Genomic DNA, 25,210 nt, shown 5'->3' with positions numbered 1-25,210 from the left:
AAGGACTGTTGATTCATATCTTCGGAAAAATCGCTTCCGCTTTTATAAACTTAACATTTTAACCCTTGATTCGCATTGTTCATTAAAGATAAGAAATTATTTTAGAGCAATCGATTATTTTGGTTTATAAAAAAAAACACTATATTTGCACCGTTATTTATTAAAATCTAGATAATGAGGGGACTAAATGTCCCCTCTTTTTATAAGCATATGACATTTAAAGAGAAAGTAAACACGTTATTGGCAGAAGGCCTGTTAGAGAAGCCGTCAATTTTTTTGATAGACCTGATTATCACGGATGCTTTTAAGGTTATTGTGACCTTGGATGGAGATAATGGAGTAGCGCTTCAGGATTGTATTGATGTGAGCCGTTCACTAGACAATAACCTGGACCGTGAGGAGCAGGATTTTTCTTTAGAAGTGGCTTCGGTAGGAGTAGGATCTCCATTGAAATTGATCAGACAATACAAGAAAAATATAGGGCGTACATTGATTGTGAAAACTGGAGCAGAAATAATTGAAGCGGAATTAGTGGAAGCTAATGATGATTTTGTAATTTTGTCATGGGAAGCAAGAGAGCCAAAAAAGATTGGTAAAGGGAAGGAGACCGTTCAAAAAGAACTTAAACTACCTTATGGAGACATTAAAGAAGCAATTGTTACAGTAACATTTTAATTAAAGAATTCGCATGGAAAATTTAGCATTGATCGATTCATTCTCAGAGTTTAAAGATGATAAACTTATTGATCGTGTAACGCTTATGGCAATTTTAGAAGATGTATTTAGAAATGCATTGAAAAAAAAATACGGTTCAGATGATAATTTCGATATCATTATAAATCCTGATAAAGGAGATATGGAGATTTGGCAAAGAAGAGTAATTGTTGCGGATGAAGACTTGGATTTTGATCACCTTGAAATTACATTGACTGAAGCTAGAAAAATAGAGCCTGATTTTGAAATTGGAGAAGAGGTTTCTGAAGAAGTTAAATTAATTGATTTAGGAAGAAGAGCAATTTTAGCTTTGCGTCAGAATTTGATTTCTAAAATTCATGAACACGATAACACCAATCTTTACAAGCAGTTTAAAGATTTAATAGGAGATATTTACACCGCCGAAGTGCACCATGTGCGTCCAAGAGTTGTGATTTTAGTTGATGATGAAGGCAATGAAATTATTTTGCCAAAAGAAAAACAAATACCTTCTGATTTTTTCCGCAAGGGTGATAATGTCCGAGGGATAATTGAAAGCGTTGAGTTGAAGGGAAATAAACCTCAAATTATTATGTCTAGAACTTCGGAGAAGTTCTTGGAAAAATTGTTTGAGCAAGAAATTCCGGAAGTATTTGATGGTTTAATCATGGTAAAGAAAGTGGTTAGGATACCCGGCGAAAAAGCAAAAGTAGCTGTTGATTCTTATGACGACAGAATAGATCCTGTGGGGGCTTGTGTAGGTATGAAGGGGTCTCGTATTCATGGAATCGTGCGTGAATTAGGTAATGAGAATATAGATGTTATCAATTATACAAGCAACATTCAATTGTTTATCACAAGAGCATTAAGCCCTGCAAAAGTATCTTCGATCAAGATCAATGAAGAGACTAAAAGAGCAGAGGTTTTCTTGAAGCTTGAAGAAGTTTCAAAAGCGATTGGTCGTGGGGGACACAATATCAAATTAGCGGGCTTATTAACGGGCTATGAATTAGACGTTATTCGTGAAGGTGATGTTGCTGGTGCTACCGCTGATGATGATGATGTTGAATTAACAGAGTTTTCAGATGAAATTGAAGACTGGGTTATTGAAGAATTTGCAAAAATTGGATTGGATACTGCAAAAAGTATCTTAAAACAAGATGTAGAAGATTTAGTACGAAGAACAGACCTGGAAGAGGAAACGATTCTGGATGTAATGAGAATATTGAAAGAAGAATTTGACAGTTAGTCATTGAGTCTTCAACGATAAACATGCCATTTTACAATTAATTCTTGCTCGGTAGGTATCGAGTCGGGAGTAAAGTGAGGAATAACAAAAAAGGTAATAATAAAAAGGTTTTATGTCTGAAGAGAGAATTATTAGAATAAACAAAGTTTTAAGGGAATTGAATATTTCTTTGGAAAGAGCTGTGGATTATCTAAAAGATAAAGGGATAGCTATTGAAGCAAACCCAAACACAAAAATTTCTGATGATGTATACAATGTCTTGTGCGGTCAGTTTGCAGGTGACAAAGGGAATAAAGAAGCTTCGAAAGAAGTTGGGGAAGAAAAAAGAAAAGAAAAAGAGGCTTTGCGTTTAGAACGAGAGAAAGAAATCGAAGACAAACGTAAGATTGAGGAAGAGCGTCTGAAACAGCAAGAAGTTATAAAAGCGAGAGCAGTTATAGCGGGTCCTGTTCAGGTAGGTAAGATTGATCTTAATCCTAAAAAACCTTCCATCGTCACTCCTGTGAAAGCGGTTGAAAAAGTGGAGACTCCAGTTGCTAAAGTAGCTGAGGTGAAAGCAATTCAAAAAGAAGCTTCAACAGAAAAACTGTCGCCAGAAAAACCTTTAGATGAAAAACCTGTTTCAGATAAAAAAGAGATAAAACCGGTTGTTGGAATTAAAGAGGTAAAAAAAGAGACTGTAAAAGCAGTCCCTGCTGAACCAAAAGAGGTAGTGAAAACGGAAATTGCTAAAACTGATGACGTGCCTGTTGATGAAACCATCACAACGCAATATCAAAAATTATCAGGAACTACTTTGACAGGGCAGATCATTGATTTGTCACAATTCAACAAACCAAAAAAGAAAAAAGAAGAACCTAAAATCACTCCTAATAAACCGGGTGCTCCAGGATCGGCTGCGGCTAATGCAAATAAAAACAAGCGTAAAAGGATTGCTCCTAAACCAGGAGTTCCTAGGCCGCCTGCAGTTCCAGGAGTTCCGGGAGCGCCAAATCCTAACAAGATTACGCCAAATGTTGGTGGTGGCGGATTTAATGCTAACAGAAGTGCAAGACCTGGTTTCGTAAGAGGAAACAGACCTGCTATTGTTGCTAAAGTAGAGCCTACGGAAGAAGAAGTAAAAAACCAAATTAGAGAGACTTTAGAAAAACTTCAAGGAAAAGGAGGTAAATCTAAAGCAGCTAAATATAGAAGAGATAAAAGAGATACGCACCGTCAAAAATCAGATGACGAGCAAAGAGCCATAGACGAAGGAAGCAAAACGATTAAGGTTACTGAGTTTGTTACCGTTGGTGAAATTGCCATCATGATGGATGTGCCAATTACAAAAGTTATTGGAACTTGTATGTCGCTTGGAATCATGGTTACCATGAATCAGCGTCTTGATGCGGAAACATTGACAATCGTTGCGGATGAGTTTGGTTATGAAGTTGAATTTATCACGGTAGATATTGAAGAAGCAATTCAGGTTGTTGCAGATAGAGAAGAAGATTTAGTGTTCAGAGCGCCTATTGTTACGGTAATGGGTCACGTAGATCACGGTAAAACATCGTTACTGGATTACGTTCGTAAAGAAAACGTAATCGCAGGGGAGTCTGGAGGAATTACACAACATATTGGTGCCTACGGAGTAACTTTGGATAACGGACAAAAAATTGCATTCTTAGATACACCGGGTCACGAAGCTTTTACAGCGATGCGTGCGCGTGGTGCTCAAGTTACGGATATTGCAATTATTGTGATTGCTGCGGATGATGACATCATGCCACAAACGAAAGAAGCGATCAGTCATGCTCAAGCAGCAGGCGTTCCTATTATATTTGCCATTAATAAAATTGACAAGCCTAATGCCAATCCTGAAAAAGTAAAAGAAAGATTAGCGGGTATGAATTTACTAGTAGAAGATTGGGGTGGGAAAATTCAATCTCATGATATCTCTGCAAAAGTTGGTACAGGTGTCAAAGAATTATTAGAGAAGGTATTGTTAGAAGCGGAACTTTTAGATTTAAAATCAAATCCAAATAAAGCGGCTCAAGGTACAGTGGTTGAGGCATTTCTTGATAAAGGAAAAGGATATGTTTCTACCATATTAGTACAGCATGGAACGTTACGAGTTGGTGATTATATGTTAGCAGGGAAGCATCATGGTAAGATAAAAGCCATGCATGATGAAAGAGGGAATATAGTTACAGTTGCGGGACCTTCAACTCCGGTTTCTGTTCTGGGTCTTGATGGAGCAGCCACTGCAGGGGATAAGTTCAATATTTTTGAAGATGAAAAAGAAGCCAAACAAATTGCTTCAAAACGTTCTCAATTGATGCGTGAGCAGTCTGTACGTACACAACGACATATTACATTGGATGAAATTGGACGTAGAATAGCATTGGGTCAATTTAAAGAATTAAATATTATCCTTAAGGGAGATGTGGATGGTTCTGTTGAAGCATTGTCTGATTCGTTCTCTAAATTATCTACCGAAGAAATTCAAATTAATATTATTCATAAAGGGGTTGGTGCAATTACAGAAACTGACGTAATGTTGGCTTCGGCATCTGATGCAATCATCATCGGATTTAATGTTCGTCCTGCTGGAAACGCAAGACAATTAGCAGATAAAGAAGAAATTGATATCCGTTACTATTCTATTATTTATGCTGCAATTGATGACTTGAAAGATGCCATGGAAGGGATGTTAGCTCCAGAAATGAAAGAAGAAATTTTGGGTACAGCGGAGATTAGAGAGATATTCAAAATCTCTAAAGTAGGTTCTATTGCGGGTTGTATGGTAATGGACGGTAAAATTTCCAGAAGCGCTAAAATGAGAATCATTAGAGATGGTGTGGTGGTGCATACAGGTGAACTGATAGCATTGAAACGTTTCAAAGATGATGTTAAAGAGGTTGCTAAAGGCTATGATTGTGGAATTCAGATCAAGGGATATAATGACATTGAAGAAAGAGATGTTATTGAATCTTACCATGAGGTAGCAATTAAGAAGAAATTGAAATAGAATTATATTGTTTTAATTAAAATCCCGACTAGTCGGGATTTTTTTGTTTTAAACAAAGACAGGTTTAGTCTTGAAAAGCTTTTTTAATGGCTGAATAAAAGTTTTTTGTTTTAACACTGATTTTTATTTGGTAAGGAAAAGTGACAACTTTTTTTTATTTAATCGAGAGTGGGATAGGAGTTTGCTTATTTCAAATAATAGAGAGCTTGATTTTATATAATTTGAATATTTTTTAAGTTTATTAGATGATAATTTTGCTATTTTTCAATTGTCTTTGGTTTTTTTTAATCCAATTATAAAAACAAAAAAACCACTTTTGAAGTGGTTTTTTTAAAATAGGAGATGCATGATTACTGATGCTGTTTTATTTGTTAGGCTTTATCAAATGTACATTGGAATAGCTTTTTTTGATCTCTATTAGATTTCGTTCTGCTTCAATTCGTGTTTTGAAATTCCCAACCCAAACTTTGTAGTTTGGAGTAAAAAAAATAATGGTGCCGTCAATATCTCGAAATTGTTGTCTAAATTGATTAAGAGTGTTTCTTGCTTTTTCACTTTCGCCACTAAATATTTGAATTTTATATTGGTCATTTATAGCATTAGTAATATTTGTTTTTCTCTTTTCATTTAGTAATTGTTCAAATTTAGGGTCTTGATTAACGGTTAAGTTTTTGTCTTGTGCAATTGCATGTATATAAGATATACAAAATGCAATAGTGATAAAAAAAGCTTTTTTGGAGGCTAAAATTCTCATAATGTGATTGTTTTTGTGTAAAAGTACTATTTAATAAATCATACTAAACTCAGAATATTATTTAGAATAGATATAAATTGAAATTAAGACTATTTTAAGGTTTTGAGAGTAGTTCTTAAGTCGTATTTTTGTGCAAGTTTAAAATAAAGGATCAGTTTTTATAAAAATAATTAGAAAAAACTGTGCCAATTTTTAGTAGATAATCATTATACTATATGAAAAAGGTGGGTAACCATAATTCGATCTCAAGGAAATTAATTCTTAGCATAGCTTTAATGCTGTCTGTTTCCTTTACTTCATTTGCTCAAGAAGCTACTCCAGCAGTAGCGGATGTTACTGCGGATGCTACAGCTACTTCACAAAGTGCTGATCCGGTTAAGGGTAAAGAGCTTTTTAATGCTAACTGTGCGGCATGTCACAAACTTGATGCGAAAGCAACAGGACCGGCTCTTAGAGGCGTGGGTGCTAAATATGATGCTTCATGGCTTCATAAGTGGGTTCGTAATAGTTCAGATCTTATCAAATCAGGAGATGCTCAAGCTGTAAAAGTTTATGAGGAAAATAACAAGGCCGTAATGTCTGCTTTTCCTCAATTATCGGATGCTGATATTGATAATATAATTGCTTACACTTCAGAGCCAAAAGCGGAGGCTCCTGCAGCAGCTTCAGGTACTGAGGCGGTTCCGGGAACAGCTGATGCAGACAGTGGGGTTTCGAATAATATTATTTTAGGGGCTTTGTCCTTGGTGATGTTAGTTCTTGTGGTAATGTTGTTTCTTGTAAATAATGTGTTAACTAAAGTAGCAAAAGCAAATGGTATTGAAGTTGCTCCAAAAACTCCAACAACACCTATTTGGAAATCGTTTGTTAGAAATCAGTTTTTAGTATTGGTTACTTCTGTGTTTTTGTTGTTGGCGAGTGCGTATTTTGTATATGGTTATCTGATGCAAATTGGTGTTGACCAGGATTATGCGCCAGTTCAGCCGATTCATTATTCTCATAGAATACATGCTGGAGATAATGAGATCAACTGTAAGTATTGTCACTCCTCGGCAAGAGTTAGTAAGAATGCTGGAATTCCTTCATTGAATGTTTGTATGAATTGTCATAAGAATATTGCTGAAGTTGCTGAAACAACAGCTACTCCTGAATACAGTAAGGCGTTTTATGATGAGCAAATTCAGAAATTATATACAGCAGTTGGTTGGGATCAAACAACTCAAACGTACACAGGTAAAACACAGCCTGTAAAATGGGTTCGTATTCATAACTTGCCGGATTTTGTTTATTTTAATCACTCGCAACACGTAACGGTGGCTGGTATTGAATGTCAAACTTGTCACGGTCCAGTACAAGAATATGAGATTCAAAAACAATTCGCTCCTTTAACAATGGGTTGGTGTATTGATTGTCACAGGAAAACTGAGGTAAAAATGGAAGGCAATGAATATTATACTAAGATTCACGAGGAGCTTTCTAAGAAATACGGTGTAGACAAGTTGACTGCGGCTCAAATGGGAGGTTTAGAATGTGGTAAATGCCATTATTAATCAAATTATTAAGATTTTAATATTTATATATGTCATCAAACAAAAAATACTGGAAAAGTGTTGAAGAGCTAGATCAAAATAGTTCTGTTGTTGAGGCCCTTAGAAATAACGAATTTGTTGAAGAAATTCCTACGGATGAATTTTTAGGAAATGATGGTACTTTGTCATCTTCGTCAACATCACGTCGTGATTTTTTAAAGTACGTTGGTTTTAGCACAGCAGCAGCCACGCTTGCGGCTTGTGAAGGACCGGTTAACAAGTCTATTCCTTACGTGCTTCAGCCGGAACAAATTATCCCCGGAGTAGCCGATTATTATGCAACGTCAGTTTTTGATGGTTTTGACTTTGCAAATCTTTTGGTGAAAACACGTGAAGGGCGCCCTATTAAAATAGATAATAATACTATTCAAGGTGCTGCGTTTAGTGCTAATGCAAGAATTCATGCTTCTATTCTTTCGTTATACGACAGTATGCGTTTGAAGGAGCCAAAGATAGAAGGTAAAAATGCGGCTTGGTCTGCTGTTGATTCTAAAATAAAGTCTAGTATCGTTGCTGCTGCTGCAAAAGGCGGGCAAGTGGTGCTTTTGACTAATACATTGGCGAGTCCATCATCAGAAAAGCTTATTGCTGAATTTATTGCCAAAAATCCAAATGCGAAACATGTTGTTTACGATGCTGTTTCTTCTTCGGAAGCATTAGATGCTTTTGAAACTGTTTATGGAGAAAGAGCTTTAGTTAATTATGATTTTTCAAAAGCATCTCTTATCGTTTCTGTTGGAGCTGATTTTCTTGGAGACTGGCAAGGCGGGGGTTATGATTCGGGTTATACGCAAGGAAGAGTGCCAAAAGCAGGAAAAATGTCTCGTCATTTTCAGTTAGAAGCTAATATGACACTCTCGGGTGCTGCAGCTGATAAACGTTTGCCAATGTCTACGGCTAATCAAAAGCAAGCGTTAGTTCATATTTATAATGTGGTAACAGGTTCTTCTGTTGGCGTAACTTTAGAAGATAAATTTAAAGCTGAAGTTACTAAAGCGGCTCAGCAGTTAAAAGCTGCTGGTGCAAAAGGAGTTTTAGTTTCTGGTATTCAAGATAAAAATGCTCAGTTAGTAGTTTTGGCTGTCAATCAAGCATTGGCCAGTGAGGCTTTTACTACCTCTGGTGTAAGACAAATCAGAAAAGGTTCAAATGAAAAAGTGAATCAATTAATTAATGATATGAAAGCAGGAAGTGTTCATACGTTGATTATGAGTGGTGTTAATCCAGTCTATACTTTACCAGACAGCACTTCTTTTGTTGAAGCACTGAAGAAAGTTGATACATCAGTATCTTTTTCTTTGAAAGAAGATGAAACGGCTTTAGTAAGTACAATTGCAGCAGCTGTTCCTCATTATTTGGAATCATGGAATGATGTAAGTTTCACCAAAGGAACTTATGGGATTACTCAGCCTACGATCCGTCCTCTTTTTAATACCAAACAATTTCAGGATGTATTGTTGTCTTTAAATGGAATGACTGGTACATTTTACGATTATATTAAAGGGAATGCTTCGGCAATAATAGCAGGTTCTTCTTGGAATAAAGTGTTGCATGATGGTGTTTATGTGGGTGTTGTACCAACTGTAGCTGCAGGTTCTGCTGATTATGGTGCTGCTGCAACTGCTTTGGCACAATCAAAAGCTTCTGAAGGACTAGAACTTGTTTTATACACCAAAACTGGTTTAGGGGATGGACAACAAGCAAACAACCCTTGGTTACAAGAATTTCCGGATCCAATTACAAGAGTTTCTTGGGATAACTATCTTACGGTTTCGAATGCTGATGCTAAGAAATATGATCTTTCGAATGAAATTGTTGCTAATGGGGGGTTAAACGGAAGTTATGCTAGCATTACCACAGCAGACGGAATTAAATTAGAAAATGTTCCTGTAATTGTGCAACCGGGTCAGGCTGTTGGTACTATTAGCTTGGCGTTAGGGTACGGTCGCAAAGCGGCTTTGAAGGAAGAAATGATGGTGGGTTTAAATGCCTATTCTTTATATAAAGGTTTCAATAATGTACAATCAGTAACCTTGGTAAAAGCTGAAGGTGAACATGAGTTTGCTTGTGTTCAAGGTCAGAAAACATTGATGGGAAGAGGGGATATTATAAAAGAAACATCTTTAGAAATTTTTAATACAAAAGATGCTCAAATTTGGAATCCTCAACCTATGGTGTCATTGGATCATAAGGAGGTAGAAGCTACTAAGGTAGATTTGTGGTCTTCATTTGATCGTTCTGTCGGGCATCATTTTAATCTTTCTATAGATTTAAATTCATGTACCGGTTGTGGTGCTTGTGTGATAGCATGTCATGCTGAAAATAACGTTCCTGTAGTAGGGAAAGCTGAAATTAGAAGAAGTCGTGATATGCACTGGTTGCGTATTGACAGGTATTATTCTTCCGAAAGTACTTTTGAAGGTGATAACGAAAGAAAAGAAAATATAGCAGGTTTATCAAGTTCATTATCTACATTTAATGAAATGGAAAAGGCAGGTGATAATCCTCAAGTTTCCTTTCAGCCAGTAATGTGTCAACATTGTAACCATGCACCCTGTGAAACAGTTTGTCCAGTAGCGGCAACTTCACACTCGCGTCAAGGTCAAAATCATATGGCTTATAACAGATGCGTTGGTACGCGTTATTGTGCTAACAACTGTCCGTATAAAGTACGTCGTTTTAACTGGTTTTTATACAACAAAAACAGTGAATTTGATTATCATATGAATGATGATTTAGGACGTATGGTATTGAATCCGGATGTTAATGTTCGCTCTCGTGGAGTTATGGAAAAATGTTCAATGTGTATTCAAATGACACAAGCAACTATTTTGAAAGCTAAAAACGAAGGAAGAGTAATCATTGATGGTGAATTCCAAACGGCATGTTCAAATGCTTGTTCTAATGGAGCAATGAAATTTGGAGATATAAATGATAAAGATGCGGAAGTGGCTGCCTTAGTTGCTGACGAAAGGATGTATCATTTGTTGGAGCATGTTGGAACAAAACCTAATGTGATTTATCACGTTAAAGTTAGAAATACTTAGTACAAAAAAAGAATTAATTAAGAATCAATATAAAGGATTATGTCGTCTCACTACGAAGCAACCATTAGAAAACCCTTAGTTATAGGTGATAAAACTTATCATGATGTAACTGTAGATGTAGCAGCACCTGTTGAAGGTAAAGCAAATAAACATTGGTGGATTGTATTTTCAATTGCATTAATAGCCTTCCTTTGGGGTTTAGGCTGTATAATTTACACTGTTTCTACAGGTATTGGAACATGGGGGTTAAATAAAACTGTTGGATGGGCTTGGGATATCACGAACTTTGTTTGGTGGGTTGGTATTGGTCATGCTGGAACTTTAATTTCGGCAGTATTATTGCTTTTCCGTCAGCGTTGGAGAATGGCTATTAACCGTTCTGCTGAAGCAATGACAATTTTCTCTGTTATCCAGGCAGGTTTATTTCCAATTATTCACATGGGTCGTCCATGGTTAGCCTATTGGGTTTTACCAATTCCGAATCAATTTGGTTCTCTTTGGGTGAATTTTAACTCACCATTACTTTGGGATGTATTTGCAATTTCTACCTATCTTTCTGTTTCATTAGTATTTTGGTGGACTGGTTTATTACCTGATTTTGCCATGTTGCGTGACAGAGCAATAACTCCTTTTAATAAAAGAGTATATTCTATATTGAGTTTTGGTTGGAGCGGTAGAGCAAAAGACTGGCAACGATTTGAAGAAGTTTCTTTAGTTCTTGCAGGTTTAGCAACTCCGCTTGTGCTTTCGGTGCACACAATTGTATCAATGGATTTTGCCACGTCAGTTATTCCTGGCTGGCATACTACAATTTTTCCGCCTTACTTTGTTGCTGGAGCAGTTTTCTCAGGGTTTGCAATGGTAAATACGTTGCTGATTATTATGAGAAAAGTTTCAAATTTAGAAGCTTATATCACAGTTCAACACATTGAATTGATGAATATCGTAATCATGATTACAGGTTCAATTGTAGGTGTTGCTTATATTACGGAATTATTTGTTGCATGGTATTCCGGTGTAGAGTATGAACAATATGCCTTTTTAAACAGAGCTACTGGACCGTACTGGTGGGCTTATTGGTCTATGATGACTTGCAATGTTTTTTCTCCACAATTCATGTGGTTTAAAAAATTAAGAACAAGTATTATGTTTTCCTTTATAATTTCAATTGTAGTGAATATTGGAATGTGGTTTGAAAGATTTGTAATCATTGTAACTTCATTGCACAGGGATTATTTGCCATCTTCATGGACAATGTTCTCTCCTACATTTGTTGATATTGGAATTTTTATTGGAACTATAGGATTCTTCTTCGTACTGTTTTTACTCTATTCCAGAACATTTCCTGTGATAGCTCAGGCAGAGGTGAAAACAATTTTAAAAGGAACCGGAGATAATTACAAAAGAGAAAGAGAAGCAAATAAAGATTCACACCATGAGTAATAAAGTAATATACGCCATTTATAATGACGATGATATTTTGATGGATGCGGTTAAAAAAACCCGAGCAGCCCATCATCATATTGAAGAAGTTTTTACTCCATTCCCTGTACACGGTTTGGATAAAGCTATGGGAATTGCACCAACGAGATTAGCGATTTGTGCTTTCCTGTATGGTTGCGTAGGTATTTCGGTAGCAACAGCCATGATGAATTATATAATGATTCAAGATTGGCCTCAGGATATTGGTGGAAAGCCAAGTTTCAGTTATATTGAAAATATGCCAGCTTTTGTTCCAATTATGTTTGAACTTACAGTGTTCTTTTCTGCTCACTTAATGGTTATTACTTTTTATATGAGAAGTAAATTATGGCCTTTCAAAGAAGCGGAAAATCCTGATGTAAGAACCACAGATGACCATTTTTTAATGGAAGTTGCTGTAAACAATAATGAAGAGGAATTAGTTTCTTTTTTCCAAAGCACGGGAGCTGTAGAAGTTAAAGTAATAGAAAAGCATTAATTATAGATATGAAAAGCGTATATAAAATAACACTTTTATTTGGTATAACTATTTTAGTTTCCTCCTGCCATAATAATGCGGCACCAAACTATCAGTATTTTCCAAATATGTATGAGTCAGTAGGGTATGAAACTTATTCTGAATCAAATGCATTTAAAAATGGTAAAGAAGGACAACTTCCTGCTCAAGGATCCATAAACCGAGGGTTTGAGCCTTTTGAATACGAAAACTCTACGGCTGGATATGAGTTAGCTAAAGTGAATCTTAAATCTCCTTTAGACTCCTTAAGTAGAGAACCTGAAAAGGCAAAAGAACTTTTTGAAATTTATTGTATCAGTTGCCACGGTGCTTCTGGAAACGGTAAAGGTAAACTGGTAGAAAGAGAAAAATTTCTGGGTGTTCCTAGTTATAAAGATAGAGTTATTACTGAGGGAAGTATTTATCATGTAATAACGTATGGTTTGAATTCTATGGGCTCGCATGCAAACCAGTTGAGTGCCCATGAACGTTGGTTGGTTACTGACTATGTTCTAAAACTAAAAAGCGAATTATAATTGTTGAACAAACTGATCGTAATAGATATGTATACATTTTCAAGTAAATTAAAAACTTTTTCTTTCCTCTTAATGGCCATAGGCGTATTAGGGATTGGATATGGTTTTTGGAGTGCACCAAAGGATATTCAAGAAGTTGAAACTCTTCTTGCTGCTGAAAGCCATGGTAGTCATGGAGAAGTTAAACATGAAACTTCAAAACCTGTTGAAGAGCATGTTGTTTCTAACGGGCACGAGGAAGCTCAAAGTACAAAAGAGGGCAATGCAATAGTATCGCCTACGGACAGCACTTCAGAAGTTATTAATGAAGTTCATGAGAATTCGTTACACACCGAAGTAGCTGTAAAAAAGGGTGAACATGAAATTAGTGAAGAAGTGAAACATGCGGAACATGCGGAACATTTGAATCATGTTTTGCATCAGTTGCAAAATAAGCCATGGGCTGCTTTTTATGTTGCCTGTATATTCTTTATGTTGGTATCTTTGGGTGTTTTAGCTTTTTATGCTATTCAACAAGTAGCTCAGGCTGGTTGGTCGCCTGTTTTGTTTAGAGTTATGCAGGGTATAACGTCTTATTTACCAGTAGGGTCTGTTGTCTTTTTTATAGTATTATTGTTATGTGGTCTTCATCTTAATCATCTTTTTATTTGGTTAGATCCTGAAGTTGTTGCTACAGATAAATTAATTGCGAATAAAGCGGGGTATCTGAATTTTCCCTTTTGGATTGTTAGAGCGGCTATATTTTTAACAGGTTGGAGTTTATATCACTATTATTCAAGAAAAAATTGTTTAGCACAAGATGAAGCTAGTGATGATTTATTTTATAAGAAAAACTTTAAGTTATCGGCGATGTTTTTAGTTTTCTTTATTGTTACTGAATCGATAATGTCATGGGACTGGATTATGTCTATCGATCCACATTGGTTTAGTACCTTATTTGGGTGGTATGTTTTCTCAAGCTTCTTTGTTAGTGGAATCACCACGATAGCATTAGTTACTTTGTATTTGAAATCTAGAGGTTTTTTAGAGCACGTTAATACGAGTCATATTCATGATTTAGCAAAGTTCATGTTCGGTTTTAGTATATTTTGGACTTATTTATGGTTTTCACAATATATGCTTATTTGGTATGCTAATATCCCAGAAGAGGTAACTTATTACATAACAAGAATCGAGTTATATAATCTTCCGTTCTTTGGTGCTGTAGTTATGAATTTTGTATTTCCTTTGTTAATCTTAGTTAATACTGATTTTAAAAGAATTACATGGGTTTTAGTCATGGCAGGTGCTGTTATTTTGGTTGGACATTATATAGACTTTTTTAACATGATTATGCCAGGAACTGTTGGGGACAGATGGTTCATTGGGGTGTCAGAGATAGCTTCTGTTCTTTTCTTCCTTGGATTGTTTATTTATGTTGTTTTTACAGCATTGACTAAAGTTCCTTTATTGCCAAAAAGAAATCCATTTATCGAAGAAAGTAAACATTTTCATTATTAATATTTAAAGAAAAAAACAGATGACAAGTTTGTTGGTAATTATAGTTTTAGTTTTATTAGCTGTTGCTTTATGGCAATTGACTAAAATATTCGACCTGACGCAAGTTGGTTCCAATCCCGATAGCTCTGAAGTAGCTACAGATAATGATAATAACGTTCAAGGTTATTTAATGTTTGGTTTTTTAGCCTTCATTTATATTTTTTCAATTTATGGATTGTTTACTTGGGGGCCATTGGTTCTTCACACTCCGGCTTCTGCACATGGTGCGCAAGTAGATTATTTGATGAACATAACTTGGGTCCTTATATTTATTGTACAGGCTATTACTCAAGTATTATTGCATTATTTTGCTTTCAAATACAGAGGAAGACAAGATCAAAAGGCGCTTTATTTTGCTGATAATAATAAATTAGAAGCTATTTGGAGCGTTATTCCTGCAGTAGTTTTGGCAGGATTAATACTTTATGGATTGTATGCTTGGAATAATATTATGTTTGTTGATGAAGATGAAGATACAATCGTAATCGAATTATATGCGCAACAGTTTAACTGGAAAGCCAGATATTCAGGAGAGGATAACGTACTTGGAAAAGCAAATGTAAGGTTTATCGAAGGTGCAAATGCTGTAGGAGTTGATTTATCGGATCCATATTCTCAAGATGATATATTGGTAACAGAATTGCATATTCCAAAAGGGAAGAAAATTCATTTCAAAATGCGTTCTCAAGACGTTTTACATTCTGCTTACATGCCTCACTTTAGAGCGCAAATGAATTGTGTTCCTGGTATGGTAACTGAGTTCGCTTTTGAGCCTGTTTATACCACTGTAGAATACAGAGAATTGCCTTATATGGTTGAAAAAGTTGCAAATATTAATGCTTTAAGGGCTAAGAAAAGTGTTGGTTTGGTGGCAAAAGGAGAGGCAGCTTTAGATCCTTATACTTTTGATTATCTGTTACTTTGTAATAAAATTTGTGGTACATCTCATTACAACATGCAAATGAAGATCATTGTAGATACTCCTGAAGACTATAAAGCTTGGTTGAAAGAGAAGGCTACTATCGTTAATGAAGTTAAAGCAGCTTTAGCTACGCCAGCTCCTGTAGATACTGGAGCAAGTACTGATACTGCTGCTGCTGTAACGGCAATGAAATAATATTATAAAAAAAATTTAAAGTAAACATATATGTCAGCAGAAGGTCACGATCACGCAATAGATCACGAACACGAACATCACCATAAAGACACTTTTATTACTAAATATATTTTTAGTATTGATCATAAGATGATTGCCAAACAATACCTAATTACGGGTATCATTATGGGGATTATTGGTGTTGGGATGTCTATGCTTTTTAGAATGCAATTAGCATGGCCGGAAGAATCTTTCCGAATATTTAATATTTTACTAGGGGATAAATTTGCTCCTAATGGAGTCATGGCTAATGATATTTACTTAGCATTGGTTACTATTCATGGAACAATAATGGTTTTCTTTGTTTTAACAGCTGCCCTGAGTGGTACTTTTAGTAACTTATTGATTCCACTTCAAATTGGAGCGCGAGATATGGCATCCGGTTTTATGAATATGATTTCGTATTGGTTGTTTTTCTTATCTAGTGTAATCATGATTAGTTCCCTTTTTGTTGAGGCTGGTCCTGCTTCTTCAGGATGGACGATATATCCTCCCTTAAGTGCTTTACCACAAGCTATTCCTGGTTCAGGTATGGGTATGACATTATGGTTAATTTCAATGGCTATTTTTATTGCATCTTCTTTAATGGGATCTTTGAACTATGTTGTTACGGTAATTAACTTAAGGACTAAGGGAATGTCTATGACTCGATTACCACTTACTATATGGGCTTTCTTTGTGACTGCTATTATTGGTATAGTATCTTTTCCTGTTCTTTTATCAGCTGCTTTATTATTGATTTTTGATAGAAGCTTTGGTACTTCATTTTTCTTATCTGATATTTATATTGCAGGGGAAGTGTTGCATTATCAAGGAGGTTCTCCAGTATTGTTTGAGCATTTATTCTGGTTTTTAGGTCACCCTGAAGTTTATATAGTTTTATTACCTGCTTTGGGTATTACTTCTGAAGTGATTGCTACAAATTCTCGTAAACCAATTTTTGGTTACAGAGCAATGATTATGTCAATTATTGCAATTGCATTCTTATCGACGATAGTGTGGGGGCATCATATGTTTGTCTCCGGTATGAATCCGTTTTTAGGATCTGTATTTACATTTACAACATTGTTAATTGCGATACCTTCAGCGGTAAAAGCGTTTAATTATATTACAACATTGTGGAAAGGAAATTTACAATTGAATCCGGCTATGCTGTTTTCTATTGGATTGGTTTCTACATTTATTACAGGTGGTTTAACAGGGATTATTCTTGGGGATAGTACACTTGATATTAATGTACACGATACTTATTTTGTTGTAGCTCACTTTCACTTGGTAATGGGAATTTCTGCACTTTATGGAATGTTTGCAGGTATTTATCACTGGTTTCCAAGATTATTTGGAAGAATGTTAAACAAGAATCTTGGATATGTACACTTTTGGGTAACTGCAATTTGTGCCTATGGAGTTTTCTTTCCGATGCACTTTATTGGACTAGCGGGTCTGCCAAGACGTTACTATACTAACACCAACTTTCCGTTATTTGATGATTTACAAAATGTTAACGTTTTGATCACAATATTTGCTTTAATTGGTGGTGCCTTTCAATTGGTTTTCTTGTACAATTTTTTCAGTAGTATCTTCTACGGTAAAAAATCAGTAATGAATCCTTGGAAATCAAATACATTAGAGTGGACTGCACCTGTGGAACATATTCATGGGAACTGGCCAGGAGAAATTCCTGAGGTTCATCGTTGGCCTTATGACTACAGTAATCCAGCTCATGATGTAGATTTTGTACCTCAAAATGTTCCAATGAAAGAAGGTGAAGAAGTTTTACATCACTAAAATATAAAAAAAGCCTCGCGAAAGTTGAGGCTTTTTTTTAGGACATTACTCAATTTTCATCCCTTTTGTAAGTGTGTAATCACTGTATTTATAGAAGAGTTCAATTGTCAATGCAGTGCATTCTATAACCATTGTGGTGTCTGGATTTTGTTTGAATGAATAAAAAAATAACATACTGAAATAGATTGCTTGATAGTATTGCTTTTTTATTTATAGCATTTGAAATTTAAATTTATAATTCAATATTGCTTTGCTATCTTTGTTATATGAATGAAAATTTAGACCCAACAGCAAATGGTTACAATTCAGAAGAGCTAGATCTTGAAAAAAAATTGAGACCACTTTCTTTTGATGATTTTGCAGGACAAGACCAAATATTAGAAAATCTGAAAGTTTTTGTTCAGGCTGCAAATCAACGAAATGAAGCACTTGATCACACGCTGTTTCATGGTCCACCTGGCTTAGGAAAAACAACATTAGCCAATATTCTTGCCAATGAATTGCAAGTGGGAATCAAAATTACTTCCGGTCCGGTTTTAGACAAACCTGGAGATTTAGCCGGTTTACTGACTAATCTAGAAGAAAGAGACGTTTTATTTATTGATGAAATTCATCGTTTGAGTCCAATAGTAGAAGAATATTTGTATTCTGCTATGGAGGATTTTAAGATTGATATCATGATTGAATCTGGACCTAATGCAAGAACCGTCCAAATCAATCTAAATCCATTTACCTTAATTGGAGCCACCACGCGTTCTGGTTTATTAACCGCTCCTATGAGAGCGCGTTTTGGAATTTCTTCCCGCTTACAATATTATACCACTGAGTTACTCACCACAATCGTAGAAAGAAGTGCTACTATATTTAAAATGCCTATATCCATGGAGGCAGCTATAGAAATAGCTGGTCGTAGTCGTGGAACTCCTCGCATCGCGAACGCATTGTTACGGCGTGTGCGTGATTTTGCCCAGATAAAAGGGAATGGCACTATCGATATAGAAATTGCCCGTTACGCCTTAAAAGCACTTAATGTAGATGCTCATGGCCTGGACGAGATGGATAATAAAATACTAAATACAATTATCGATAAATTCAAAGGCGGACCTGTAGGTTTATCTACTTTGGCGACAGCCGTATCTGAAAGCAGTGAAACAATCGAGGAAGTCTATGAACCATTTTTGATTCAGGAAGGTTTTATTATGCGTACGCCAAGAGGTAGAGAAGTTACCGATAAAGCATATCAACATTTAGGGAAATTAAAAACAAACAATCAAGGCGGTTTATTCTGATTTTTAGGAGCTGTTTCCCGCTTTCCGCTGTATTTCCGATATAGAAAACAAGGCTTTTTCAGCCGTAGTTTTTGTTAATCGGGAGACGCCGATGCTATCAGGTCTTGGAATCCCGTTTATTAACTTCTATTTTTTAACTATATTAATACAAAAGCGACATACACGCAATTTATCAAATCTGAAGCGAAACGTCTCGGATTTTTATCCTGTGGAATAGCTAAAGCTGGTTTCTTGGAACAAGAAGCACCGCGGTTAGAAAACTGGTTGGAGAACAATAGAAATGGCCAAATGTACTATATGGAAAACCATTTTGACAAGCGTTTAAATCCAACTTTACTCGTTGAGGATGCTAAAAGTGTAGTTTCACTGTTGTTAAATTATTATCCAGAAGACCTGCAAAATACAGATTCTTATAAGATTTCAAAATATGCGTACGGTCAGGATTATCATTTTGTGATCAAGGAAAAACTCAAAGAATTTTTATTTTCTATTCAATCTACAATCGGAGATGTTTCTGGTCGGGCCTTTGTAGATTCTGCTCCAGTCCTTGACAAAGCTTGGGCTGCCAAAAGTGGTTTGGGTTGGATAGGCAAAAACAGTAATTTATTGACACAAAAAGTAGGTTCTTTTTACTTTATCGCGGAACTCATTATCGATTTAGATTTAGACTATGACAATCCTACAACCGATCATTGTGGTACGTGTACAGCTTGTATAGATGCGTGCCCTACAGCGGCAATAGTTGCGCCTTATGTAGTAGATGGCAGCAAATGCATTTCCTATTTTACAATTGAATTAAAAGAAAATATCCCTCAGGAGATGAAAGGTAAATTTGATGAATGGGCTTTTGGATGCGATGTGTGTCAGGATGTTTGTCCTTGGAACAAGTTTTCAAAAGCACATAATGAACCTTTATTTAACCCAAATCCAGAATTACTGTCCTTGTCCAAAAAAGATTGGATAGAAATTACTGAAGAAACATTTAAAGCTGTTTTTAAAAACTCACCAATTAAAAGAGCCAAGTTTCAAGGATTAAAAAGGAATATTGATTTTTTACAGTAACGAAATTTTGAAACTTAATTTATTTGAATTTTGTAGAAGATTCTCTAACAATAATGCTTGTTTCTAATTCAACAGTTCTTGGAGTAAAAGGAATTCCTTCTTTATGACAATTCATTTCTTCTAACAATAAGTTAAAAGATTCAATTCCCATTTCATGGCTTGGCTGATCTACAGTACTAAGTTTTGGAGTCAGTACTTGCGATATAAACCAATTGCTAAAACCAATTACCGCTACTTGTTCCGGGACATTGATTTTGTTTTCATTAAAATAGTCTAATACTCCCACTGCTACCAGATCTGTTATAGCAAAAATGCCGTCTATATCAGCATGCTCTTGAATAATCTGTTTAGCAAAATATCTTCCTTCTTCAAAAGTCACATTTTCACATGCAAAAACTAATTTTGTGTCAAAAGGAATGTTATTTTTCTCTAATGCTTTTTTATATCCAATATACCGATCTATTGAATTTTGTGGATTCAATGGCCCTCTAATGTGTGCTATTTTTCTACAACCAGTGTCGATTAAGTGTTGCACTGCATTAAAGGCCGCTTTTTGGTCATCAATTATTACTTTCGAGCATTTAGAAAGCTTTGCTATTTTGTCAAACATAACAAAAGGAATATTTCTATTCATTATTTCTTTTATATGATCATCATTATTGGACTCATTTGATAAGGACATGATGATTCCGTCAACTCTTTTGTTTATAAGCAGTTCTACTTGTTTTTTTTCTAAAGCCAGTGTCTCATTTGATTGTAAAATGATTACTAAATAGCCGTTTTTTTCAGCTTCGTTGATGATAGCATTGACCACATTCGAAAAGAAATGATGTACAACTTCAGGAATAATTAGACCAATGGTTTTTGATTCTTTTGTTCTTAAATTTACAGCAAAACTATTAGGAGTGTAGTGTAATTGCTGGGCAAGTTCAATTACTGCTTTTTTAGTTTTTTCACTAACATCAGGGTAATTTTTAAGCGCTTTTGAAACAGTCGTTATTGAAATTCCCAGTTTTGTTGCAATTTCCTTAAGAGTAATGTCTTTCATGAATCGAATTTCTACGTATTTAATTTTAAGAAAAGGTGTTTATAGTAACTTTGCTGTGCGTCCTTTTTCAGTCTTTGACATAGGTATAAAAAAGACTATAAGTTCAAATATTCCTTACCAAGGTATTGATTTTTATCTTATTTCTGTAATTTTTTAATAATAAAACAAATTATTACACATTCGTTACATAAACTAATTGGATCTGCCATTTTTAGTAAAGGCGGGAACATCCTAGGTTGACGTTCTTTCATTTATACGTGTTCCGATCTTAATGTACTTAAAACCAGAAGGGAATTGTTTTCTTTAATAGATTTCGGCATTCCTTCAATGACTCTGAAACGTGGGTTTTAGAAATCCGTAATTGAGTGGCTATTTCGTTGATAATGGGATTTTTCAAAGTTCAATACTTTTGTTTAAAACCCTAAAAAAAAGAACAATAACTTTTTTGTTATCCTAAAAAATTTCTGTAAATCAATCTTTTCATGATTGATTTACAGATGCATGGGTTTTTTTTGGGTTGTTGTAATTGTTAAAAATCAGTTTCGCTAAACTAGCATGGATTCATAAAGGCACTAATTTCATTATTTGAAATTTTGGGATTGGCTCCTTCATTTTTGGCTACAATGGCTCCTATTGCACAAGCGAAATCAATTGCTTCTTGGGGATCGGCATCCTTTAATAGTTTAGAAAGCAATCCGGCTAAAAAAGAATCTCCGGAACCCACGGTATCTACAACATCTATTTTATAGCCACTATTGTAGTACATTTTTTCATTGTAATACAACACCGCACCATGATTTCCTTTTGTAACGCAAATGTGTTTTGTATTCGTTTGTGTAGCAATAAATAGAATATTTTGCTCTAATGAATGGTATGGTGAATTCATAAAAGCACTTATTTCATACAATTCCTCATCATTAAATTTTATAAAATCTGACTGCATCATCAAATTAATCAGTAGTTCCTTAGTGTAAAAAGGAGCACGTAAATTAACATCGAAAACGGCATATTTTGCATAGTTAATTATTTCTAATAGGGAATCGTGCGAAACAGAATCTCTACATGCAAGACTCCCAAAAACTAGTGCATCTGCTTTCTTGACCATTATTTCGTCTTCCGGAATACATATAATTTTGTCCCAAGCAACCGGATAATTGATTGTGTATGAAGCAGCTCCTTTCTCATTTAATTGAACAATAACTTGTCCGGTAGAAGCGTTTTTATCAACTTGAATCGTATCGGTAACAACTCCATTTTTTTTAACAAAGGCAAGGAGTTTTTTTCCGATTTCATCATTTCCTACCCGGCTTATTATTTGAGCATCAATACCAAGTGATGCTAAACGCAGCGCCACGTTCAATGGCGCTCCTCCGATTTTTTGGTGCGTTGGGAAAACGTCAAATAAAACTTCCCCGAAACAGATTATTTTTTTGGTCATAATTATTCTTTTTTTGACAAACTTTCAGATAGTTCTTCTAATGTTCTCCCTTTGGTTTCCGGCATTTTTGTAAATACCCAAAGCAATTGGAAAACCATCATTATGCAGAAGACGGCAAAAACGGTTGTTGTTCCAATCTCTTTAAACAAAAACGGAATGAATGATGGGATTAATGCTGCTAAAATCCAATGTACAGAAGTGCCAAAAGAGGTTCCGGCAGCTCGAAGTTTATTCGGGAACAATTCAGAGATAAATACCCAAATGACGGCTCCTTGACCTATGGCGTGTGAGGCTATAAACAAAAAGAAAAATAACGGAACAGCCATTCCTTTCCATTCAAAATAAAAGGCGGTTGTCACTAATCCTAGAGAAATAATGTATCCTACCGAACCCAAATACATGAGCGTTTTTCGACCATATTTATCTATTAGCGAGATTCCAATCATGGTAAATATTAAATTGATTATCCCAATTCCGATACTACTCAAAAAAGAGGCAGATTTTTCTAATCCTGCCAATTCAAAAATTCGAGGCGCATAATATAAAAAAGCATTAATTCCGGAGAGCTGATTGAAAAAGGCAATAAAAAACGCTAAGAGCAATGGTTTTCTATATTTAGCCATGAAAATAGATTCGTTTTTCCCCTCCTGAACAGTTTCTTTTTCTATAGCAGCAATTTCCGCTTCTACTGCTGCGTCACTATTGATTTGTTTCAAAATAGCGACTGCTTTTTGTCTGTCTTTTTTGTATTCTAAAATCCAACGCGGACTTTCCGGGATTCCAAATACCAGAAGTGTGTAAATGAAAGATGGAAACGCTTGTATTCCTAACATCCATCGCCAGGCATTTTCTCCTATATCTTGCAAATAGTAGTTGGATGTAAAGGCGATTAAAATCCCAAAAACAATATTGAATTGGTACAAAGCAACCAGTTTTCCACGGTCTTTTGCAGGAGCAATTTCAGAAACATAGGTTGGAGCAGCAATGGTTGAAGCGCCAATACCAATTCCGCCAAGAAATCTAAAAACGGAAAAGAAAATGGGATCATTTGCGAATGCAGTTCCAATGGAAGAAACCAAAAACAGTAATCCTATAATTATTAGAGTCTTTTTCCGACCTAAAATATTCGTTGGAAACGCACCAAAAATAGCGCCAATAACCGTTCCCCATAATGCGGATGACATCACTACTAATCCATGAAACAAATCAGAAGAACCCCATAGTTGTTGCAATTGTTTATCTGCTCCTGAAATTACGACGGTGTCAAATCCAAATAGAAATCCTGCAAAGGCAACGATAATGGACCAATAGAGTATTTTTTTGTTATTCATTATTCTGTTTTTTTTAGTTAGTGGTTTTGGTTATTATAAATGAATTTTATTACCAGATTCCTTTTATTTCAGCAATACTAAAATTTTTAATTTCTTGATTTTCATCGGATTGAATGGTTAGTTTGGTATATGGTTTGTTAGGGAAAATTTGTTCTGTGAAACTGTAAACGCCACCGTTGAGGAAAATTTCTATTGAGGACCAATCTACTATGATTTGATAATCAATAGCCTCAGAAATTATATTTGGAATTTTGGTGTTGTGTATTTCTTCTCCAAAACTTTTTTCAAAATTGACTACGCCGGAATGTCTTCTGTCAACAGAAAAAGTCTTTCGTTTCGCATCGTAATTCATGACCAAAGAATCCTTTACATCATTGGAAAAAACCAATTTTAAATTTTTATTTTTAGCATTAAATTGTACTGCTGATTGATTTAAATATTGGTAATTAAATGTAGTTTTTTGATTCGCTTTTAGGATAATTTCATCTTTAGAAAAGGCTATGGTCTCTTGTTTTTTGAATTGTTCCACAGGAACGTTTTTTAGGACATAATCGCCATTGATTTTTGCAAGCGAAAGTTCTCTTGGCAACGTCATGGCGCTTCTCCAGTTTTTGGTAGGCGTATTTCTGGCATACAGCCAATTGCTCATCCAGCCTATGAATATCCGTTTGTTTTCTGGCGTATTATTGTACGTGACTCCGGCATAGTTATCAGTACCATTGTCAATCCATTTGATGTTTTTTTGGGTGGTTTTAAAACTTTTTCCATCAAAATCACCAATGAAATATTGTGTTCCTGAACCACCAAGTGGTGCACCGGGATTGATGCTAATGAGTAGAACCCATTTTTCTTCATTGGAACCGGCAATTTTTAATTTGAAAAGATCAGGACATTCCCAAACACCGCCATGAGCTCCTATATTTTTACCAAATTCACTTTCAAATTTCCAATTAATTAAATTTTTGGAAGTATAAAATTGTGCATGATCTCCTGCTACTAATACCATATTCCAAAGATTAGTTTCGGTATTCCAGAACATTTTAGGATCTCTAAAATCTTTCTGATCAACATTTCCTATGATTGGATTTCCATTGTATTTGAGCCAAGTTTCGCCTTCGTCTAAGCTATATGCCAATCCTTGCGTTTGATAATTTCTTTTGCCCGCTTTTTCGCCTGCCATGTCGTGATAGGTAAAAATGGCAATCATTGGTGGATTTTCTTTTGTTCCCAAACCAGAAGTATTTTTTAAATCTACAACGGCACTTCCTGAAAATATCATTCCTAATTTGTCAGGAAACAAAGCGATTTTTTGGTGTGTCCAATGGATTAAATCTGTACTTGTGGCGTGTCCCCAATGCATTGGTCCCCAAACGATATCATCTGGGTAATATTGGTAAAATAAATGATAAATCCCTTTATAGAAAACCATTCCGTTAGGATCATTCATCCATTTTTTTTCCGGAGAAAAATGAAATTGCGGTCTAAAAGGTTCTTTGTATTTTTTAGAGGAATCTACTGCTAATTTTCCAGAAGCATCAATGGTGATAACATCATTTTTAGTTTCTTTTTTACAGGAAAACAAGGATAAAGAGACTCCCAATAGTATAAAAAAATAGGTGATTTTATTTGTGAACTTCATTAAAAAAAGGATTAATTAGTATAGTAAGTAAGTCGAAAGTTTAAAAGTCGTAAAGTCAAAAGAA

18 protein-coding genes are annotated in these 25,210 nt (G+C 35.3%); 13 read left to right on the top strand and 5 right to left on the bottom strand.

The genetic code is table 11. The features are described from left to right. Positions 1-210: 210 nt before the first annotated feature. The 3 genes from rimP (at position 211) to infB (ending at position 4,952) form a co-directional block, all read left to right on the top strand. Entirely contained in the window at positions 211-675 is a 465-nt protein-coding gene (rimP, locus tag EKL98_RS12100; protein ID WP_126459084.1) for a ribosome assembly cofactor RimP, read from the top strand. A 13-nt stretch (positions 676-688) separates the two neighbouring features. Beyond that, positions 689-1,942: a transcription termination factor NusA gene (gene nusA, locus EKL98_RS12095; RefSeq protein ID WP_126453830.1), complete on the top strand. Its 1,254-nt coding sequence runs from the start codon at positions 689-691 to the stop codon at positions 1,940-1,942. Between the two features lie 112 nt (positions 1,943-2,054). Next, the gene (gene infB, locus EKL98_RS12090) at positions 2,055-4,952 is read left to right on the top strand and encodes a translation initiation factor IF-2 (protein ID WP_126562646.1); all 2,898 of its coding nucleotides are present in this window, start codon (positions 2,055-2,057) and stop codon (positions 4,950-4,952) included. Positions 4,953-5,316: 364 nt separating this feature from the next. Here the strand turns inward: infB and EKL98_RS12085 are convergent, their stop codons facing one another. Continuing rightward, entirely contained in the window at positions 5,317-5,706 is a 390-nt protein-coding gene (locus tag EKL98_RS12085; protein WP_126562644.1) for an SPOR domain-containing protein, read from the bottom strand. Between the two features lie 215 nt (positions 5,707-5,921). Here EKL98_RS12085 and EKL98_RS12080 point away from each other — a divergent pair, with 215 nt between their 5' ends. The 10 genes from EKL98_RS12080 (at position 5,922) to queG (ending at position 19,690) form a co-directional block, all read left to right on the top strand. Further along, the gene (locus EKL98_RS12080; RefSeq protein ID WP_126553150.1) at positions 5,922-7,256 is read left to right on the top strand and encodes a c-type cytochrome; all 1,335 of its coding nucleotides are present in this window, start codon (positions 5,922-5,924) and stop codon (positions 7,254-7,256) included. Between the two features lie 29 nt (positions 7,257-7,285). Continuing rightward, positions 7,286-10,342, top strand: a complete 3,057-nt coding sequence (locus tag EKL98_RS12075) for a TAT-variant-translocated molybdopterin oxidoreductase (RefSeq protein ID WP_126562642.1) — start codon at positions 7,286-7,288, stop codon at positions 10,340-10,342. 39 nt (positions 10,343-10,381) lie between these two features. After that, positions 10,382-11,785, top strand: coding sequence for an NrfD/PsrC family molybdoenzyme membrane anchor subunit (gene nrfD, locus EKL98_RS12070; RefSeq protein WP_126458410.1), 1,404 nt, complete (start codon positions 10,382-10,384; stop codon positions 11,783-11,785). Further along, a complete protein-coding gene (locus tag EKL98_RS12065) occupies positions 11,778-12,302 on the top strand; it encodes a DUF3341 domain-containing protein (protein WP_126458413.1) in 525 nt (174 codons plus the stop codon). The genes nrfD and EKL98_RS12065 overlap by 8 nt, the downstream gene beginning before the upstream one ends. Positions 12,303-12,310: 8 nt before the next feature. Further along, positions 12,311-12,856, top strand: a complete 546-nt coding sequence (locus EKL98_RS12060; protein ID WP_126458417.1) for a c-type cytochrome — start codon at positions 12,311-12,313, stop codon at positions 12,854-12,856. A gap of 27 nt (positions 12,857-12,883) precedes the next feature. Then, on the top strand, positions 12,884-14,356 hold the full coding sequence (locus EKL98_RS12055) for a quinol:cytochrome C oxidoreductase (RefSeq protein WP_126562640.1): 1,473 nt from the start codon (positions 12,884-12,886) through the stop codon (positions 14,354-14,356). Positions 14,357-14,375: 19 nt separating this feature from the next. Then, positions 14,376-15,512 (top strand): cytochrome c oxidase subunit II, encoded by a 1,137-nt coding sequence (locus EKL98_RS12050; RefSeq protein ID WP_126562638.1) that lies wholly within the window; start codon positions 14,376-14,378, stop codon positions 15,510-15,512. Between the two features lie 30 nt (positions 15,513-15,542). Next, the gene (locus EKL98_RS12045; protein WP_126562636.1) at positions 15,543-17,339 is read left to right on the top strand and encodes a cytochrome c oxidase subunit I; all 1,797 of its coding nucleotides are present in this window, start codon (positions 15,543-15,545) and stop codon (positions 17,337-17,339) included. Positions 17,340-17,605: 266 nt separating this feature from the next. Continuing rightward, the gene (gene ruvB, locus EKL98_RS12040) at positions 17,606-18,628 is read left to right on the top strand and encodes a Holliday junction branch migration DNA helicase RuvB (RefSeq protein ID WP_126454217.1); all 1,023 of its coding nucleotides are present in this window, start codon (positions 17,606-17,608) and stop codon (positions 18,626-18,628) included. Between the two features lie 141 nt (positions 18,629-18,769). Continuing rightward, a complete protein-coding gene (gene queG, locus EKL98_RS12035; RefSeq protein ID WP_126562634.1) occupies positions 18,770-19,690 on the top strand; it encodes a tRNA epoxyqueuosine(34) reductase QueG in 921 nt (306 codons plus the stop codon). Between the two features lie 19 nt (positions 19,691-19,709). Here queG and EKL98_RS12030 read toward each other — a convergent pair whose 3' ends face one another. From EKL98_RS12030 to EKL98_RS12015, 4 genes are all read right to left on the bottom strand, one after another. Beyond that, the gene (locus EKL98_RS12030; RefSeq protein WP_126458431.1) at positions 19,710-20,738 is read right to left on the bottom strand and encodes a LacI family DNA-binding transcriptional regulator; all 1,029 of its coding nucleotides are present in this window, start codon (positions 20,736-20,738) and stop codon (positions 19,710-19,712) included. Positions 20,739-21,288: 550 nt separating this feature from the next. Further along, positions 21,289-22,176 (bottom strand): carbohydrate kinase family protein, encoded by an 888-nt coding sequence (locus tag EKL98_RS12025; RefSeq protein WP_126562632.1) that lies wholly within the window; start codon positions 22,174-22,176, stop codon positions 21,289-21,291. 2 nt (positions 22,177-22,178) lie between these two features. Then, entirely contained in the window at positions 22,179-23,507 is a 1,329-nt protein-coding gene (locus EKL98_RS12020) for a sugar porter family MFS transporter (RefSeq protein WP_126454209.1), read from the bottom strand. A gap of 49 nt (positions 23,508-23,556) precedes the next feature. Next, positions 23,557-25,146, bottom strand: coding sequence for a glycoside hydrolase family 32 protein (locus EKL98_RS12015; protein WP_126562630.1), 1,590 nt, complete (start codon positions 25,144-25,146; stop codon positions 23,557-23,559). Positions 25,147-25,210: the final 64 nt, after the last annotated feature.

The sequence above is a fragment of the Flavobacterium bomense genome (genome assembly GCF_003970355.1).
The sequence above is the reverse complement of the archived record's forward strand: the minus strand, read 5'-3'. Positions and strand labels throughout refer to the sequence as shown.

What these genes read in the sequence shown, in the direction of transcription:
- EKL98_RS12045 (WP_126562636.1), top strand. Translation starts at nt 15,543, where the DNA reads ATGTCAGCAGAAGGTCACGATCACGCAATAGATCACGAACACGAACAT.
- EKL98_RS12080 (WP_126553150.1), top strand. Translation starts at nt 5,922, where the DNA reads ATGAAAAAGGTGGGTAACCATAATTCGATCTCAAGGAAATTAATTCTT.
- EKL98_RS12065 (WP_126458413.1), top strand. Translation starts at nt 11,778, where the DNA reads ATGAGTAATAAAGTAATATACGCCATTTATAATGACGATGATATTTTG.
- EKL98_RS12025 (WP_126562632.1), bottom strand. Translation starts at nt 22,176, where the DNA reads ATGACCAAAAAAATAATCTGTTTCGGGGAAGTTTTATTTGACGTTTTC.
- nusA (WP_126453830.1), top strand. Translation starts at nt 689, where the DNA reads ATGGAAAATTTAGCATTGATCGATTCATTCTCAGAGTTTAAAGATGAT.
- rimP (WP_126459084.1), top strand. Translation starts at nt 211, where the DNA reads ATGACATTTAAAGAGAAAGTAAACACGTTATTGGCAGAAGGCCTGTTA.
- EKL98_RS12015 (WP_126562630.1), bottom strand. Translation starts at nt 25,146, where the DNA reads ATGAAGTTCACAAATAAAATCACCTATTTTTTTATACTATTGGGAGTC.
- EKL98_RS12020 (WP_126454209.1), bottom strand. Translation starts at nt 23,507, where the DNA reads ATGAATAACAAAAAAATACTCTATTGGTCCATTATCGTTGCCTTTGCA.
- nrfD (WP_126458410.1), top strand. Translation starts at nt 10,382, where the DNA reads ATGTCGTCTCACTACGAAGCAACCATTAGAAAACCCTTAGTTATAGGT.
- EKL98_RS12075 (WP_126562642.1), top strand. Translation starts at nt 7,286, where the DNA reads ATGTCATCAAACAAAAAATACTGGAAAAGTGTTGAAGAGCTAGATCAA.
- ruvB (WP_126454217.1), top strand. Translation starts at nt 17,606, where the DNA reads ATGAATGAAAATTTAGACCCAACAGCAAATGGTTACAATTCAGAAGAG.
- infB (WP_126562646.1), top strand. Translation starts at nt 2,055, where the DNA reads ATGTCTGAAGAGAGAATTATTAGAATAAACAAAGTTTTAAGGGAATTG.
- EKL98_RS12085 (WP_126562644.1), bottom strand. Translation starts at nt 5,706, where the DNA reads ATGAGAATTTTAGCCTCCAAAAAAGCTTTTTTTATCACTATTGCATTT.
- EKL98_RS12060 (WP_126458417.1), top strand. Translation starts at nt 12,311, where the DNA reads ATGAAAAGCGTATATAAAATAACACTTTTATTTGGTATAACTATTTTA.
- EKL98_RS12055 (WP_126562640.1), top strand. Translation starts at nt 12,884, where the DNA reads ATGTATACATTTTCAAGTAAATTAAAAACTTTTTCTTTCCTCTTAATG.
- EKL98_RS12050 (WP_126562638.1), top strand. Translation starts at nt 14,376, where the DNA reads ATGACAAGTTTGTTGGTAATTATAGTTTTAGTTTTATTAGCTGTTGCT.
- EKL98_RS12030 (WP_126458431.1), bottom strand. Translation starts at nt 20,738, where the DNA reads ATGAAAGACATTACTCTTAAGGAAATTGCAACAAAACTGGGAATTTCA.